This window comes from Lacisediminihabitans sp. (genome assembly GCF_036404185.1).
Taxonomy (GTDB): domain Bacteria; phylum Actinomycetota; class Actinomycetes; order Actinomycetales; family Microbacteriaceae; genus Lacisediminihabitans.
In genome coordinates this window covers 16,269-31,914 of the sequence record NZ_DASWPB010000152.1, presented here as the reverse complement: position 1 = coordinate 31,914, position 15,646 = coordinate 16,269, and the positions used below count along the sequence as shown (strand labels likewise).

The following is a 15,646-nucleotide window of genomic DNA, read 5'->3' as shown; positions in this document are numbered from 1 at the left end:
ACGCCAGACCGTCACCTAGAGGCTGAACTTTCGGGCAGCCGTATTGGGCAGCATCTCTGAGACGACTTCGGCGTCCACACCATCCGAGCCCTTCCACCAACTCACAGGATAGCTTCTGTCAACAAAATGTCGAGGGGGCTGGTCGCGCTTCACAACAGAAACAAACTCTCTGGCGAAGCCTGGATGGTCCCTTGGCGCAAGAACCCCAGCGACTCCAAGGATGTCGACGAGCGTCAATCTTTCGGCCTGAGTACTGGGGAGAAACGACAGCCGCTTCTCGACCGACGTTGAGGTCTCAATGGCGTCAGCGGCACTCAAGACGCTGATGAGGTGGGCCGCGGTCTCGAGGTCGCTCTCTCCCATCGACAAGGACGGGGCACGAGCAAACTGATCGAGATCAAAGTGAACATAATGCAGATTGGTGCGACGCACCCCTCCCCACTTAAACCTCTCGAAGCTCAAGACGTTTAGATCCGTCGCTGAGTCACCCTCGAGAAGTCCGCAGACGGCACAACCACTCCGGCCCTCCGCAGCTAGGAACGCGTGGCGCGGGAGCACTCTCGCCACCGCAAAAGATGACAGTGCCGATCGCAAATCCAGACGACGCGACCCGAGACTGGCAACGAACGCCACCTCGATCTGGGCGACCGTCAGCCGCTGCTGCACCATTCTGCGGATCTCCGAGACCCACTCATCATGACCGCGACGGGGCGACTCGCGGAACATCACGCCATCCCGCACGGCAGAAGAGAAGACGGGCTCACCGGGCATAACGGGAGGTCTCCTCCAACCGCCTGACGACCAAAACGTCGAAAACAAAGGCTGAAGGGCCTGCGGCCCCACATAATATCGGAACCGTCCATCGATTTCCACGCCGTTGAGCTTAGGCCTAACCCTGATGGCCAGCAGGAACCCCAGGCCCGCTATCGACGTGAATCGTGACCACATTCGTCGGACACTGATCGCCATTCGAAGCGGCAAACCGTCTGCCATAGCGCTAAAAGTGATAACGGACTTACCCAGTTATCTTGTGGATCGCCCGGCCGCTGCGCTCTTACCGACACCGGAGCGTCCACCACTGAGAAGCGCGTCCGTGCTTGTCATCTATCAAACGATCGCTCCACGGACCCTCGCGGATTTCCCCGTCTAGCGGGTCCAGAAATCCGCGAGATGAATCCCAGGCGCGAAGCCGAAGGACCCGACCATCGCCATCGCCTTGGGAAAGTTCGCTGCGAGTTGATCAGATGTGTGGGCATCGCTGCCGAACGACACCGCCCGGCCACCCTCCTCGGACCACCACCGCGGAATCCACGGCTCCAGTCGTCGAGTGTTCATCTCCAACGCCCGCCCCGAGTCCGCGATCGCACGCATCGCCACCCGGAACCCGTCCTCGAACCGGCGAGGATCGAACAGCCCGGCGACGGCAACCGGCCAGGAACGCACCGCGTAGTCGATGTGAGTAAACACCTCGAACGAGTCCGATCCGGCGACCATCCGCGGAATCTCCTCCCCCGGAGGTAACGAAGCACCGATCTAGGTTCATTTGACGCTGGAACGATTGCTCGGCCCAAACTGACTCTTAGCATGGTCGACATCTCGAATGTCCTCCAAGCGCCACACGTGGACGGGACTCGTCAACCGCACAGCGATTCCGCGATCAAGATCGAGGGTCACGCTACCGAAAATCGAAAGGTCGATAGGGTGGCGCAGAAGCATGACCCCTTCGCCATTCGCTTCCTCGGCCCCGACCGGACGGAAGTAATCGTTCCGGCGCCCCCATATCGGCAGAGATGTGGGAAACCCTAGTCGAACAGACAACGCCGGTGGACTGCCGGGCGGCAGCTCTCCTGTATTGCTGAATTGCGCAGACAAGGCGCCATCGCAACGAGCCCAGGCATCCGAATTGCGGTGACGGCTATACCATCGCTCCGCTCTCGGATCGATTTCAACATCAAACTCAGACACTCCTGCATCGGACTGAATCTGGGACACAGCGGTGAAAGCCGGTCGTGTCTTCCAGTCGAGAAGCAGACTCATGAACTCAACTAATAGTTTCTGGTTTTCCATCACGACTTATTGTGGACCGATCTGGTTCTGCGCGGAGACGGGACGACACACTAGCCATGGGGTTTTCTCCGCAAGCCGTCTCTCGCATCCGCGCCGCAGCAGCAGCCTAATCGCAGCGAGGAGAACAACCGCGGAAACGAGCTTCTGTCGTGGCAACCTGTGGTCGATCAGCCACTCCAGTCGAACCTGGCAGTCGTCGATCCTCTTAGCGTGAAAACGGATAACGCAGCTCACCAATGGAGTCCGACCCTTGGCGTTGTGCGGATGGCCCCCACTGGTCGCTCGCGTCACGCCTATCCTGGGCGCATGGGAGAACGGATGGCGCGACGCGTGATCGTCCCCGACGTGGTGGGGCTGCCTTTCCATGTCGGCCGAGACGTGGCTGCGCAGGCAGGCGTCGCCTTGGCGAACCCGGACCCGGACGGACCGCCCATTAGCAGCCTCGCCTGGCCGGGTCTCTACTACATCGTGCGGCAGGATCCGGCACCGGGCACCGAGCTCCACGAGTGGGATTCGGTCGCGATCGAGGTCGTCAAGCACGGCGACAGTCCCGACCGTGAGCCAGCGTCGCCGCGGCCCGCTCCCCCGGCGGACGCGGCTCACGCAGCACCCGAGCGCGACAGCTACGTGGATCTCACCGACGATTGATCCGCCAACACCTCGGTCTGTCGCTGAATGGGCGAGAACCGGGCCGGTCTCAGCCATGCCGTCGAGGCGTCCTTTGCTCAGGATGTGAGGCCGCGGGCCTCAAGCCCGGCGAGCGTCGTCGCGACCAGTTCGCGGACGGCCGTCTCGAATTCGACCCGAAACGGACGGAACTCGGGATGCGCAGCGTAGGCCGCGCGCATCCCGTCGGTTGGTTGCGACGATGCCCAGGTGCCGCCGATGGCCAACATCACCGCGCCGACGAAAATCAGGCCGCCCTGGGATTCTAGGCCGTCGAACCCCGCCAGCCGAGCGAGGCGATCGCTTGAGGCCAGCGACGCCCGTTTGTAGTCGGCGGCTACCTCGCCCGAGACGTTTCGTTCGAGCACGCCGGCGGAGTTGGCGGTGAGATCACAGAACACCGGGCGCGCGGCAGACGCCGCCGCAATCGAGTCCGCGAGCGATCCCTCCCCCGACGATTCGACATCGTCGAGCCACGCGCGGGTTTCACGATCGAGCAGCTGCAGCAGGATCGCCTCCCGCGACGGAAAGTATCGAAGCACGTTCGACTTGGCGAGGCCCACGCGGCGCGAGAGGTCGTTGAGGGTGATCTCCCCCACCCTCATCTCGCGCAGCATCGCATCCGTCGTCTCCAGAATGGCGGCGGTCCTCAGGGCGCGCTGTTCCTCGCTCCGCGCCCGGGAGAATGTGGTTGTCGACATGTCACCTCGCTTAAAGACCGGCAGTCTGTTATGGTCATTCTAACAGACTGATGGTCTTTTAATGGCAACCAAGGAGAGCGCATGTACACCGTCCCCAACCAGACCGGTCGCCGAATCGTCGTGACCGGCTCCAACAGTGGCACCGGCAAGGAAGCCGCCAAGCGATTGGCCGGCGCGGGCGCCGAGGTGGTGCTGGCCGTCCGGACGCTCAGCAAGGGTGAGGCCGCCCGGGAGGAGATCCTCGCTGCCCACCCCGGGGCGACCGTGGAGGTGCGCGCTCTCGATCTGGCAGACCTGTCCAGTGTTCGTGCGTTCGCGGACGGCATCGATCACATCGACACACTCGTCAACAACGCCGGCGTGATGATCCCTCCGACCCGGCTGTCCACCGCTGACGGATTCGAGCTGCAGTTCGGCACCAACTTCCTCGGCCCGTTCGCCGTGACGATGCTGCTGCTCCCACGCCTGCTCCAGTCCCCCTCACCGCGAGTTTCGACGATGTCGAGCGGCACCGCCAATTTCGGCAGGATCCGGCTGGATGACCCGAACTGGAACGGCACCTACAACGCAAGTCGTGCCTACGCCCAGTCCAAGCTCGCCGATCTTCTCTTCGCCACGACCCTCGCCGCGACGGCGACACAGCGCGGATGGTCGCTGCGCAGCACAGCGGCGCATCCTGGATACACCCGCACCAACCTGCAGACCGCCGGCCGCAATCTCGACGGCGGAGATCGTGCGCCGATACAGCGGACACTCCTCCCGTCTCAGGGTGTCGAGCAGGGCAGCGAACCGCTCCTGTTCGCGGCGGCCGATCCCGCCGCGGTCCAGGGCGGCTACTACGGCCCTTCCCGATTGGGACTCGTCGGACCGACGAAGCACATCAACAGACTCCCCCGCAGCGCCAGACGCGAAGGAGTCGCCGGACCGCTCTGGGCGCTGGCGGAACGCCTCACCGGCACATCGCTTCCCGACTGACCAGCTGCCGAGTCACAGCATTGCACAGCATTGCCGTCAGCACCCCACCGTCGGCCCGTACCGCGGCGCCGTTCGTGGCGGACGAGATCGGGCTCGCCAGGTAAAGCGCGAGATTCGCGATCTCGACGGGTTCGATGAACCGTTCGAGAAGTGTCGTTCGGTTACCACCGATGATCGCCGCTTTCAGCGTGCCGGATTCGCTCGACTGAGCGCGCGAGATCTGGTCAACCGTCCGGGCGACACCGTCCGAATAGGTCGGTCCGCCGAGGATCGTATTCACCGTCACCTCGGTTCCCCGGGTGAGTTTGGCGAGCCCGTTGCTGAGCGCGATCATCCCGGCCTTGGTCACTCCGTAGTGCACCATATCAGCGGGGATGTTCACCCCTGATTCGCTCCCGATAAAGATGATCCGGCCGCAATTTCTGGCGACCATGCCGGGCAGCATCCCTCTCGCGAGTCGCACGCCGCTCATGACATTCACCTCGAAATATCGCTGCCAGGTCTCGTCGGAGACCTCGTCGAACGGCGCGATCTCGAACAGACCGACGTTGTTGACCAGGATGTCGACCACATCCAGGGAGTCAAGCAGGCGCTGCACCTGGCCGGCGTCGCCGACGTCCACCATCGACCTCGTGATCAACGACGCGGGTGTGCCAGGCGCGTCCGAACGGCTCGTCACCGCCGATGGCTATGAGCGGACGCTGCAGGTCAACGCCCTCGCACCGGCTCTTCCGACCCGGCTCCTGGTGCCCCGCCTGTCGCGAGGCGCACGCGTTGTCAACGTCGGATCGTCGGCGCATCGCATCGAGCACTTCGACTTCGACTTCGACGACATCGATCTCGAGCACGACTACAGTTCGCTCGCCGCTTATGCCCGCGCGAAACTCGCGATGGCCACCTGGTCGTCGCTGCTCGCCGAGGAGCTGGGATCCTCGCCGGTCACGGTCGTGGCGCTGTGCCCTGGACTCAATGACAGGCCGCTCAGCGCCGCCATGATGGGCCGGATCGGCGGGCCGCCCTCGGAGGGAGCCGCGCGGGTCCTCTTCGCAAGCACCGCGGACGTCCCATCCGGGTCGTACCTGGAGAACGACCGCCTCGCCTCCCCCAGCCCCGAGGTGTTCGATCGAGGCAACCGCGAACGCCTCACCCGGGTCTATTGGGAACGTCTCGGACGATTCGCCCGCGTGGGGAAAAGAGCGTGAGCGGGCCCCGCATTTATAGTCGATCTCTGAGGATGGGCCGGACAGGTGAGATTGATGGGAAGAATCGTGACCTCGATTGCCGCCATTGGCGTCGGCATCGTCGTGTGGGCTGAGTGGATGACATGGCGCGCGTCCCGGGACGGCCTCCCGAACCGTCCCGGGCCGGGGCCACAGGGTACTCACGGCCAGATCGTCGTGGTCCCAGGCGCCCCGTCACGACCTGACGGCCGTCCCGGCCCGATGCAGAAGTGGCGCTGCCGTATCGCGGTCAGGTCCGCCAACAGCGTCGATACCCGATTCCTCTTTTGTGGCGGGCCATCGCATGCCGGCCACACCGAAGCCGCAGTGATGGCCCGATACGCCATCACCAAGCTCGGGCTTCCCCCCACGAACGTCCTTCTCGAAGAGGCATCCCGCACCACGTGGGAGAACATATTCAACGCGCTGCCGCTCCTCGAAACTGCCACGTCGATCGTGATTGCATCAAACACCTTTCACGCACGGCGAGCGCGCCGCTACCTGGCCACGCAACGTCCCGATCTGGCCGATCGTCTACGCCGAGGCCGCGACTGGATGCCAGGCGAACTGGCACCACTCAAGCCCTGGCTGGTGCTCTACGAATGGCGCCGGTCCCGACTCGCCCGCGGTCAGGGATGGACATGACCGAGCGGTACGTCGTTGTCGCATTCTTCGGGTCTGCTTTCGGTATGAGTTAGCCGGCGTCCCGGAGCAGGTTCCTCAAGCGCGTGCGATCGGCCTCGTCCAGGCCGATCTCACGCAGATACCCAGCAACGTCGAAGTGCCCGATCCACTCGACCATGGCAGCCCGACGCTCCGCCACTCGACTACCGAGCTCCTCCTCGGAATAGAGCTGCTCGCGAGCTTGCTCGGGATGTCGCGTTTGATGAGCGTGCGCTTCTCGGAACGCCCGTTCATAATCGTCCGCGATCAGATCGGCTGAAACCCCCGCCAGCGCAAGCAGCATCGCGACCACCATCCCCGTGCGGTCCCGGCCGCCGGAGCAGTGGATCAACACGGGCCCGCGCGAACGCGCGATCGCCTTAAACACGGTGCGGAACTTTGCCGGATAGAAACGGAGGTTGTCCGCATAGGAACGCGGGTGATCGAGCCAAGGTCCGCATACACGCATGAATTCCGGATCATCCGGATCCTCGGTCGGAGCGAATACGACGCCGATGCCCTCCAGCGCGTCGGCGTCGATGATCGGATGATGGTCAAGCCGGAGGCGCTCGCTCTCGTTGCGGAGGTCGACGATGGTCTCCAACCCGGCCCGCTTGGCGTCACGCCAGCCCTGATTTGTCAGCGTCTCACGGCTGCCGCTCCGGAAGACCACCCCACTCGGTGTTGGACCACGATCCGTGGGCAGTCCTCCCAGGTCCCACAGGTTGAAGGCTCCATCCCACGAAGTTTCCGTCATGCCGCGAGAGCCTAGTCGCGGGCCTGCCCACTACCGAATTTCGTAGGTCCCATCGAGCCTGGCGCGTCCGATGACATGTCCGCTCATCGCACGAACCGTCTCGGCGAGGGTGAAGTCCTCGGACAGCTCGGGCCGGTAGTCCAAGGCGAAGAGCTGGAAGACGTAGGAATGCGGCCCGTGTGAGCGCACGGGCATGGGACCCGCCCAGCCGCGGTGCCCGAGAGCGCCTTTTCCGTGCCTCAGTCCGTCGATCGGGCTGGGATTGGTCAGGCCGTTCTCGGGGATGCCGCTCCGATCCGGGTCGATGCCGAGGGTAAGCGCATGGGTGGCGGGTTTCCCGAAGGGGACGTCGGGATCCTGCACGATGAGCACGAGTTCCGCGGTCCCGGCCGGGGGCGGCGTCCAGTCGAGCGCCGGGGAGACGTTCGGACCGAAGAGCCTGCCGCGGTGCCGCTCCGGTATGGGAGTGCCATGAGCGAAGGCGGGGCTGGTCAGGTGCAGGTTCTCCGGAGCCTGCAGGTCGGGGTGAGCCCAGACCAGTGTGTGGTGTCCGGCACGTCGATTGCGCAGTGCACGGCCGATGGGGTTTGCGGGCATGGTCCTGGTTCCTTCTCTTTATGCCTGACGGGCGGGCCGGCCGGGATGACGGAGTCCTCGATCGAGGACGGAGAGAGCGACGGCGAGAATGCTGACACCGACCATGATGAACGCAATGAGATGGACGCCGCCATCACTGACCCCGGCATGGAAGACGATTCCGGTGATGGCGGACGAGGCGATGGAGCCGATGTAGCCGAAGGTGCGGAACAGACCGGATGCGACACCGAGCTGATCGGGCGGCGCCTGGGTGTACAGGGCTATCTGGTTTCCGCTGGCCGCGGTACCGAGTGCGATGCCGAAGACCAGGGTGATCAGGACGATCCAGATCACACCGGTGTCCGAGGTGAGGAACAGCACGCCGGCAGCTCCCACCAGGCTGGCAATGGCGGCGACGATGACGGGCCCCCGCACCAGGTTGCGCCTCGAGATCGGGGCGACGACGACGCCGGAGATCACGCTCATCGGCAGCAGGAGGAGGCCGGCGCCGAGCGCGGACATCCCTCGTCCCGCTTCCAGCCATTGGGTGATGCCGTACAGGACGACGTACACGCACAGCGCGACCAGGGCGTAGCGCAGGTAGGTGCGGGTCAGCGGACCGTTGCGGACGAGCAGGCGCACATCGACGAATGGATGCGCGGCACGCAGCTCCCACATGGTCAGGGCGACGAACAGGATCACCGCCGCCGCCAGCATGGCCCAATTCGGTTCGGGAAGCGAGAACAGGAACGTCAGCAACGTGGTCGTCCCCGCGGCGAAGCCGAGGATGCCGGTCAGATCGATGCGGGAGACGACCTCCCGGGCGTTCTTCGGTGCCCGCTGTGCGGGGTCGCGGGGAATCCAGATCAACGCGGCGGCCAGGGCGATCAACGCCACGGGAACATTGATGAGGAACACCCACCGCCATCCGGCGGCCTCGACGAGCACTCCCCCGATCGGCAGGCCGAGGGAGGCGGTGGCGATGCCGGCGATCTGCAGGCCGCCGAGTACACCCCCGGGCGGTTTCTCCATCCCGGCGGCCGCGGCGCGGCGCTGGATGAGCATCATCGCGGACGGGTAGGCGCAGGAGGTCCCCAACCCGATCAGCACCCTGGCGATCACGAGCATGAGGAGGTTCTGCGCCACCCCGCCAGCCACCCCGCCGAGGAAGACCAGCACGATGCCGGCGAGGAACACGCGGCGGGCACCGAACACCTCGGCCACCTTCCCCGCCGTGGGCTGGGCGATCGCACTGGCCAGGTACAACGCCGTCACCAGGGAGGCCGTCTGCCCGACCGAGACGTGGAGGCCGACCGCGATCGGCACGAGTGCGGTGGCGATCATCGAGCTGTTGATCGGGTTCAGGGCCGATCCGATGAACAGCGGGGTCGTGAACCGCCACGAGAACGGCTTCTCCCCCGCTCTCGGCTCGACCGTCGATTTGTCGCTCATCGGCTCTCCTGTCATCCAACAATTAGGTATACTAAAGATCTCTTTTAGGTATGCTAATTACCCATGGAAGCAAACGCAAGCCGGCAGCCGCAGGGCGACGAGGAGCTCGACCTGGGCGCCGAGGTACGATCGGCGGTCGGACGGCTGTACCGGAGATTTCGCAGCGAACGAGCAGACGGCAGCCTCGGCGACACCGCCCTGGCGGTGCTCACCTGGCTCCACAAGCGTGGCCCGCAAACCCTCACCGAACTCAGCGAATACGGTCATGTCGCTCCCGCCTCGATGAGCCAAACCGTGAATCGGCTCACCTCGTCCGGATATGCCGTGCGCACCCGGGACCCGGACGATCGTCGAAAAGTGATCTTCACGACCACTCCGGAAGGGGCCGCCCTCGCAACGGCGGCCCGGACCCAACGCAACGTCTGGCTGGACACTCAACTGAATGCGCTCAGCGCCGCCGACAGACAGGCGATCGCCCGCGCCAGTGCGCTGCTGGGCCGGATCGCCGACCTGTAGTCGCCCGATCCGAGCGGGATCGAAAGCGTGACCGATCGGCCCGGCCTAGAGTTGGCGCCACGGAGCACTCCGTCGAGAAGCACGCACCGCCGAGAGGACCAGACCATGAGCTCCACCTTCAGCAAAGAGGAAAAGGCCGCGATGAAGGCGGCGATCGCGGAAGCGAAGGCAGCCAAGGAAGGCGCCGACCTCGAGGCCGCGTGCCTCGCCTCCATCGCCGACATGACCGGGACGGACAAGGAACTGGCCGAGACCCTCCACCGGCTGGTCCAGGAACACACCGCCCTGAAACCGAGGACCTGGTACGGCATGCCGGCATACGCGGGCACCGACGGCAAGGCGGTGGTGTTCTTCCAGAGCGCGGCCAAGTTCACGGTGCGTTACGCGACCATCGGCTTCCAGCCGGCCGCGAACCTGGACGAGGGGAACCTCTGGCCGACGTCGTACGCGGTGACCGGGCTGACCGCGGCGGACCAGGAGCAGCTGGTGGCCTTGTTGACGAAGGCCGTCAGCTCTCGCTCTTGACAACCGTCTAATGCTAGAATGCTAGCAAATGAACCAGAAGCAGCAGTTCAACGTGTACCTCCCCCCGGACCTGATCCGACGGGTGAAGCACGCGTCGGTCGATTCGCGTCAGTCTCTCAGCGCGTTCGTTGCGGACGCGCTCGAAGCGGCGCTCGATGCCGTCGAAGGCGGAGCAACGGAGAAGTCATGAAGATCATCGCGATTCGATACACCTCCCGTTCGGCTGACCTCGTCGGCTTCTATGCAGCGCTCGGGTTTCCCGTCGACGTTGAATCCAGGACCGGGGACTGGATCGAACTCGCCTCCTCGTCCGCCGCGATCGCGGTCCACACCGCGGAGCCCGACGAACCGAACAGCGCGCCCGGCAGCACCGAGCTGGCCTTCGAGGCCGATGAGCCCCTGGAGGTCGTGCGGTCACGCCTGACCCAGGCGGGATTTCCCGGCGCGGTGATCGTCGACGAGGCCTACGGCCGGTCTCTTCGCATCCTCGATCCCGACGGCGTTGCCGTGCACGTCAACGACTTCGACCGGCAGTTGTACACCTAGCGGAAATCGGATGCCAGCGAACCGGAGAAGGCCGGCGACGGAGAATCTCGATCGTTCGATGCGGCCCACCGTCCGAGGCCTGTTCACCACGCCGGCGGGGCTGCTCTCCGTCGCGCTGTTGACCGTCGAACTCGTCGGCGGCATCCAGAGCTACGTCACCTCCACGGTGACGCCCCTCGCGGCCGAGGCGCTGCACGGGGAATCGATGTACGGACTGGCGCAGGGTGCGAACCAGGTCGGGATGTTCCTGACCCTTCCGCTGGGCGCCTACCTCGCCGAGGGCTACAGTCGTAGCCGGCTCCTCCTGGCCTTCACCGGTCTGGCGATCGTCGGAGCGGTCGTCGGGGCGGCGGCCGCTTCCATGAGCTGGTATGTGGTCGGCCGCGGGCTCACGGGGCTCTCCTCCGGTGCCCTGGCCACGATCGCCATGAACGTGGTGGCGACGAGCCTGCCGCACCGATGGCGACGTCTCGTGCTCGCCGGGTATGCCGGCATGTGGGTCGTGACCTCCCTCGTCGGACCCCTCTATGCCTCCTGGGTCTCCGCGCTCGTCGGGTGGAGATGGACAATGGTCCTGTACCTGCCCCTGCTCGTCGGAGCGCGGTTCCTCGTGGCTCGACACCTTCCCGGATCCGCTCCGAGCGACGACGCTCCGAAGGATCGGCTGAACGTCGGCGCGTCCATCGCTCTCGCGACCGGAATCGCCCTCGTCTCGACCGCCGGTTCCACACCGTTGCCCTCCGCCCTCTCCGCGGCGATCGGGACGGCGACGGTTCTTCTCGCCGCCCGTTCCCTTCTTCCGGCCGGAACAGCGAGGATGCGACGGGGCAGACCAGCCGCCCTCGCCCTTCTGGGGATCCTCACCAGCGTGTATTTCGGTGCGAGCGCGGTCATCACGATCGTGGGACACGATCGCTTCGGACTTGGTCCCGCGGGGGTCGGTCTCCTTCTCACCCTCGGCGGTCTCGGATGGGCGGTGGTCGGCCTGCTCGGTGGCCGCCGGCCCACGCCGAATGATGGAGGCCTCCTGCTCCGACTCCGGTGCGGCGGAGGACTGCTCGCGGCATCCCTGATGCTGGTGGCCCTGGCACCGATCGCCGGAGAACGGCGGGTCGCGCTCGCGGCGCTGTTTCTCGGGTGGACCGCTGCGGGCGCCGGCATGGGACTGTGCTATCTCGAGCTGCTCGTCCGAATCGTCGATCGGCCCCTCATCGATGACGGAATAACCGCTTCTCGCGCCGCAGCCGCCGCCGTCATGGTCGAGATGATCGCGACGGCGCTGGCCACGACCGCTACGGCATCCGCCTTCTCGATCGGGGCATCCACGACCGTCGTGACGGCCGTCTATTCTGTCCTCGCCGCCGGTGCCGGTCTTCTGGTGGTGTTTCTGTCTCGGATGATGGAGAAAACGAAGGGCGGTCGTCGACGTTAGAGCACGCGCGCCGAGCCTCAGGCGAAGGTGACGTCCCTCGTCTCGATGACCCCCGCGGTACGGCCGGGCGCCGCCTGACCCCGCCAATAGAGGTTCGTGTGCGCGATCACCTGCTCCGGTGACGGAGCGCCCCACGCGCTCTGGTCTTCGGTCGTGTGGGCGTCGCCGACCAGGGTGACGTCATAGCCGCGCACGAAGGCGCCGTGGATCGTCGAGCGGATGCACGCGTCCGTCTGGGCGCCAGTCACGATAAGCCGACCCACCGTCGCCTCGGCCAGCAGCTCCTCCAGATTCGTGCCCTCGAACGAGTCGCCGAAGGTCTTGTGCACCAGCGGCTCGGAATCGCGGCGCTGCAGCTCGGGCACGTATTCCCAGGATTCGCTGCCGACTTCCAGATCGTCATCGGAGTGCTGCACCCACACGATCGGAACCTGCTCGGCGCGCGCCCTCTCGACGAGGACCGCGATCTTGGCTATCACGGTATCGCGCGCGTAGGCCTCGCCGACGACGCCCTTCTGCACATCGATGACAACGAGAGCGGTATTCGGCCGATCGGACAGGGTGGTCATGGTGATCTCCTCTCGGTGTTCGATACCAGGATAGGCCTGGCCCCGACACACGGTCCGGCTGCAACGGCGGCCCCGGACCGGATGGCAGCGCGAGGCGTTCTCACACGGAGGATCGCTCCGTGATGGAGTGCTCCCGGCGCGGAGGTCACCCGTGCGTAGCAGCCGAGGACACGAAGGTGACCCCACCGGTTCGCGATATCCTGACCGGGTCCAGCGATCCGGAGAACCCATGAACAGTCCCACACACCCCACGACGATCGCCATCCTGGGCGCGGGCAAGGTCGGCACGGTGCTCGCGCGTCTCGCCGTGGCCGCCGGATACCGGGTTCTCGTCGCCGGTTCCGGGGATCCGGCGAAGATCGCCCTGACCGTCGAGGTCCTCACCCCCGGCGCGGTCGCTACGACGGCCGCCGACGCCGCCGAACGGGTAGACGTCGTGATCCTGGCACTCCCCCTCGGCAAGTACCGGACCATCCCGGTGGACGCGCTCCGCGGCAAGCTCGTGATCGACGCGATGAACTACTGGTGGGAGGTCGACGGCATCCGCGACGAGCTGTCGGACCCGCGCACCTCCTCGAGCGAGACGGTCCAGCTCTTCCTGCCGGGCTCCCGCGTGGTGAAGGCCTTCAACCACATGGGGTACCACGACCTCGAGGACGAGGCTCGCCCGGCGGGTGCCGCTGGCCGCAAGGCCCTCGCGATCGCCGGCGACGACCCGGCCGACCTCGAGACGGTCGCAGATCTCGTGGATGCGTTCGGATTCGACCCGGTCGTCGCCGGCTCCCTCGCCGAGGGGATGCGTCTCGAACCGGGCACGGAGCTCTTCGGTGCCGATGTGGATGCCGCGGAGGTCCGCGCCATGCTCGAGCGCTTTCCCGACTCGGCACGCGGTCTGGTCGTCGCCAGGGCGAGATCGTCGGTCTAGCGACCCGCCTATCCGCCGTCTCCGTCGTCCCGTCTGACCTTGTCCCGGATGGCCACGGCCAGCCCAGCCTGCCATCCGGGCGCCCTCCCGTTCGCCGGCGGAGTCAGGCCCGTCGCATCCACTCCTGCATCGGCCAGCAGCCAGGAGACCAGGGAGTTCGAGTTCCACATGTCGCCCGTGTGCGGCACCGTCCTGCCCCAGGTGAGCACGGGAACGAGGTGGATGCGTCGCAGCAGCAGGCGTGCGACCGCCTCGTCGCTCACGATGACGACGGGACCGCCGACCGCCCACTCGCGGTCGGGAAGCGTTCCCCCACGCCAGCTGCGGATCTCGTAGCGGAACAGCCTCGATCGCCCCAGCGGACGGCATCCGACTGGCCCGACCGCGACGACACCACGATCGGCCTCCTGCGGCAACGCCCACGCCGGCGCCATCTCGACGACGTAGCGCTCTCCGTCGGCCACCAGCTCGAGGGCGGCGTGGAACAGCCGTTGCCGATCGCGTCCCGCCAGCGCCGCCTGAACGAATTCCCACCAGCCACTGGTGTGCCTGACCAGCCTGCCTCCGGCCCCGACTGGCAGCCACCACAGCAGCACGGCGGCATCCGCCGACCGCTCCGGACCGTCCTGCTCCACGTCGCCCAAGGCTACCCGCGCCCATCCGTTCGAGTCGGCAGGCTCAGCCGTCGAGTTCCCTCGCGCAGTCGATGCAGGTCGCGGCTGCTGGCCTGGCGCTCAGCCGCTCGCCCCCGATCGGCTTGCCGCAGCGCACGCAGACGCCGTAGGTTCCGTCAGCGATCCGCTGCAGGGCGGCGTCGACCGCTCGGATCCGTTCGGTCACCGATTCCCCCAGTCCGACGATCCTCGACCAGTCGGAGGTGAGGGTCGAACCCTCCGGATCGTGCTCGTCGTCGGAGGACGACTCTCCTCGCGCCGTCCTGACCAGATCCAGCTCGTCCGCGATCGCCGTGCGGTCACGAGCGAGTTCGGCCCGACGCACGCGCAGCAGGCTCGCAAAGCCTGCCAATTCCTCCTCGTTCAGAGACATCTGTGTTGGCATCCTTTCCGGGCGGAGCGTTCGTCGAGAATTGTCTCGACGCCGACATAAAAGTGGTCGACAAGCGGTTATCGTGGTCGTGGACAACCCAATGTAGCGGCGGCCGGCGACGGCAGCCCCTACCGAACCAGGAAGGTCATCGTGGACAATCTAGGTCTTCAATTTCTCTCGGAGATAGTCGGCACATTCTTGCTCGTCCTGCTTGGTACGGGCGTCGTCGCCAACGTCCTGCTCGCCAAGTCGAAGGGACTCGGCGGCGGAACGTTGATGATCAACTTCGGGTGGGGACTCGCGGTCTTCGCCGGCGTCTCGGTCTCGTACTACTCAGGGGCCCACCTCAACCCCGCCGTCACCATCGGCCTCGCGGTGCACGACCCGTCGGCGTTCCCGCTGGACAAGGTGCTCGTCTATCTTGCCGGGCAGATGATCGGCGCCATTCTCGGCGCCGTGTTCTGCTGGCTCGCCTATAAACAGCACTTCGACGCGGAGGAGGATGCGTCGCTCAAGCTCGCCGTCTTCTCCACCGGCCCTGCCATCCGCAACTACGCCTGGAACCTCGTCACGGAGATCATCGGCACTTTCGTGCTCGTCTTCGTCGTCATCGCCTTCGGCCAGCAGCCGGGCACCTCCAGCGGAGGGTCGCCCGCCGGCCTCGCCGCGCTCGGCGCGCTCCCCGTGGCCCTGCTGGTGGTCGGCATCGGTGCCTCCCTCGGTGGCCCGACCGGATACGCCATCAACCCCGCCCGTGACCTCGGCCCTCGCATCGCGCACGCCTTCCTCCCGATCAAGGGCAAGGGATCCAGCGACTGGGGATACTCCTGGGTGCCGGTTCTCGGCCCCATCATCGGCGGTGTCCTCGCCGGTCTGCTTGCGACCCCGCTGCTGACGGTCGTCGCCACCAGCTGACACCGGACCCGCCACCAGCACACTCACAACGGGCTGGCTCAGACTCGAGCCAGCCCCTCTTTCTTCCATCACGAACTCGTTACACGGAGGTAAC

Annotated in this window: 22 protein-coding genes; 11 read left to right on the top strand and 11 right to left on the bottom strand. The window is 65.9% G+C overall.

The annotated features are described in order from the left end of the window. Positions 1–15: 15 nt before the first annotated feature. The 3 genes from VGC18_RS10965 to VGC18_RS10955 form a co-directional block, all read right to left on the bottom strand. A complete protein-coding gene (locus VGC18_RS10965; RefSeq protein ID WP_331097236.1) occupies positions 16–969 on the bottom strand; it encodes a hypothetical protein in 954 nt (317 codons plus the stop codon). Between the two features lie 177 nt (positions 970–1,146). After that, on the bottom strand, positions 1,147–1,494 hold the full coding sequence (locus tag VGC18_RS10960) for a hypothetical protein (protein ID WP_331097234.1): 348 nt from the start codon (positions 1,492–1,494) through the stop codon (positions 1,147–1,149). Positions 1,495–1,539: 45 nt separating this feature from the next. Further along, complete coding sequence (locus VGC18_RS10955) at positions 1,540–2,070, bottom strand: hypothetical protein (protein WP_331097232.1); 531 nt, start codon at positions 2,068–2,070, stop codon at positions 1,540–1,542. Between the two features lie 303 nt (positions 2,071–2,373). Between VGC18_RS10955 and VGC18_RS10950 the strand changes: the two genes are divergently transcribed. Next, complete coding sequence (locus VGC18_RS10950) at positions 2,374–2,715, top strand: PASTA domain-containing protein (protein WP_331097230.1); 342 nt, start codon at positions 2,374–2,376, stop codon at positions 2,713–2,715. Between the two features lie 77 nt (positions 2,716–2,792). Here VGC18_RS10950 and VGC18_RS10945 read toward each other — a convergent pair whose 3' ends face one another. Further along, positions 2,793–3,350: a hypothetical protein gene (locus tag VGC18_RS10945; protein WP_331097228.1), complete on the bottom strand. Its 558-nt coding sequence runs from the start codon at positions 3,348–3,350 to the stop codon at positions 2,793–2,795. 165 nt (positions 3,351–3,515) lie between these two features. Between VGC18_RS10945 and VGC18_RS10940 the strand changes: the two genes are divergently transcribed. Then, on the top strand, positions 3,516–4,409 hold the full coding sequence (locus VGC18_RS10940) for an SDR family NAD(P)-dependent oxidoreductase (protein ID WP_331097226.1): 894 nt from the start codon (positions 3,516–3,518) through the stop codon (positions 4,407–4,409). Here VGC18_RS10940 and VGC18_RS10935 read toward each other — a convergent pair. Continuing rightward, positions 4,384–5,034: an SDR family oxidoreductase gene (locus tag VGC18_RS10935; protein WP_331097224.1), complete on the bottom strand. Its 651-nt coding sequence runs from the start codon at positions 5,032–5,034 to the stop codon at positions 4,384–4,386. The two genes, VGC18_RS10940 and VGC18_RS10935, sit on opposite strands and share 26 nt — an antisense overlap. Positions 5,035–5,041: 7 nt before the next feature. On the opposite strand from VGC18_RS10935, the gene VGC18_RS10930 reads away from it, so the two are divergent. Together VGC18_RS10930 and VGC18_RS10925 are read left to right on the top strand one after the other, a co-directional pair. Continuing rightward, positions 5,042–5,611, top strand: coding sequence for a hypothetical protein (locus VGC18_RS10930; protein WP_331097222.1), 570 nt, complete (start codon positions 5,042–5,044; stop codon positions 5,609–5,611). Between the two features lie 66 nt (positions 5,612–5,677). After that, positions 5,678–6,274: a YdcF family protein gene (locus tag VGC18_RS10925; RefSeq protein ID WP_331097219.1), complete on the top strand. Its 597-nt coding sequence runs from the start codon at positions 5,678–5,680 to the stop codon at positions 6,272–6,274. A gap of 49 nt (positions 6,275–6,323) precedes the next feature. Here VGC18_RS10925 and VGC18_RS10920 read toward each other — a convergent pair whose 3' ends face one another. From VGC18_RS10920 to VGC18_RS10910, 3 genes are read right to left on the bottom strand one after another with little or no spacing between them, the layout of a single operon-like run. Next, a complete protein-coding gene (locus tag VGC18_RS10920; protein ID WP_331097217.1) occupies positions 6,324–7,049 on the bottom strand; it encodes a tyrosine-protein phosphatase in 726 nt (241 codons plus the stop codon). A 30-nt stretch (positions 7,050–7,079) separates the two neighbouring features. Next, the gene (locus tag VGC18_RS10915) at positions 7,080–7,646 is read right to left on the bottom strand and encodes a YbhB/YbcL family Raf kinase inhibitor-like protein (protein WP_331097215.1); all 567 of its coding nucleotides are present in this window, start codon (positions 7,644–7,646) and stop codon (positions 7,080–7,082) included. Positions 7,647–7,664: 18 nt separating this feature from the next. Next, on the bottom strand, positions 7,665–9,077 hold the full coding sequence (locus VGC18_RS10910) for an MFS transporter (RefSeq protein WP_331097213.1): 1,413 nt from the start codon (positions 9,075–9,077) through the stop codon (positions 7,665–7,667). A gap of 63 nt (positions 9,078–9,140) precedes the next feature. Between VGC18_RS10910 and VGC18_RS10905 the strand changes: the two genes are divergently transcribed. The 5 genes from VGC18_RS10905 to VGC18_RS10885 all read left to right on the top strand — a co-directional run bounded on the left by VGC18_RS10905 (position 9,141) and on the right by VGC18_RS10885 (position 12,096). Continuing rightward, positions 9,141–9,593: a MarR family winged helix-turn-helix transcriptional regulator gene (locus VGC18_RS10905; protein WP_331097211.1), complete on the top strand. Its 453-nt coding sequence runs from the start codon at positions 9,141–9,143 to the stop codon at positions 9,591–9,593. 105 nt (positions 9,594–9,698) lie between these two features. Beyond that, complete coding sequence (locus VGC18_RS10900) at positions 9,699–10,118, top strand: hypothetical protein (RefSeq protein WP_331097209.1); 420 nt, start codon at positions 9,699–9,701, stop codon at positions 10,116–10,118. 28 nt (positions 10,119–10,146) lie between these two features. After that, positions 10,147–10,308 carry a CopG family transcriptional regulator gene (locus tag VGC18_RS10895; protein ID WP_331097207.1) on the top strand — a complete coding sequence of 54 codons (162 nt, stop codon included), beginning with the start codon at positions 10,147–10,149 and terminating at the stop codon, positions 10,306–10,308. Continuing rightward, positions 10,305–10,664, top strand: a complete 360-nt coding sequence (locus VGC18_RS10890; protein ID WP_331097205.1) for a VOC family protein — start codon at positions 10,305–10,307, stop codon at positions 10,662–10,664. The genes VGC18_RS10895 and VGC18_RS10890 overlap by 4 nt, the downstream gene beginning before the upstream one ends. Before the next feature lie 10 nt (positions 10,665–10,674). After that, complete coding sequence (locus VGC18_RS10885; protein WP_331097203.1) at positions 10,675–12,096, top strand: MFS transporter; 1,422 nt, start codon at positions 10,675–10,677, stop codon at positions 12,094–12,096. Between the two features lie 17 nt (positions 12,097–12,113). Here VGC18_RS10885 and VGC18_RS10880 read toward each other — a convergent pair whose 3' ends face one another. Continuing rightward, on the bottom strand, positions 12,114–12,665 hold the full coding sequence (locus tag VGC18_RS10880; RefSeq protein WP_331097201.1) for a cysteine hydrolase family protein: 552 nt from the start codon (positions 12,663–12,665) through the stop codon (positions 12,114–12,116). A 229-nt stretch (positions 12,666–12,894) separates the two neighbouring features. Between VGC18_RS10880 and VGC18_RS10875 the strand changes: the two genes are divergently transcribed. Next, positions 12,895–13,590: an NADPH-dependent F420 reductase gene (locus VGC18_RS10875; protein WP_331097199.1), complete on the top strand. Its 696-nt coding sequence runs from the start codon at positions 12,895–12,897 to the stop codon at positions 13,588–13,590. 8 nt (positions 13,591–13,598) lie between these two features. Here VGC18_RS10875 and VGC18_RS10870 read toward each other — a convergent pair whose 3' ends face one another. Both VGC18_RS10870 and VGC18_RS10865 read right to left on the bottom strand, forming a co-directional pair. After that, positions 13,599–14,225 (bottom strand): hypothetical protein, encoded by a 627-nt coding sequence (locus VGC18_RS10870; protein ID WP_331097198.1) that lies wholly within the window; start codon positions 14,223–14,225, stop codon positions 13,599–13,601. Positions 14,226–14,268: 43 nt separating this feature from the next. Continuing rightward, positions 14,269–14,637 carry a TraR/DksA family transcriptional regulator gene (locus VGC18_RS10865; protein ID WP_331097197.1) on the bottom strand — a complete coding sequence of 123 codons (369 nt, stop codon included), beginning with the start codon at positions 14,635–14,637 and terminating at the stop codon, positions 14,269–14,271. A gap of 198 nt (positions 14,638–14,835) precedes the next feature. Between VGC18_RS10865 and VGC18_RS10860 the strand changes: the two genes are divergently transcribed. Further along, entirely contained in the window at positions 14,836–15,552 is a 717-nt protein-coding gene (locus VGC18_RS10860; RefSeq protein ID WP_414672879.1) for an MIP/aquaporin family protein, read from the top strand. The last annotated feature ends 94 nt before the right edge of the window (positions 15,553–15,646 follow it).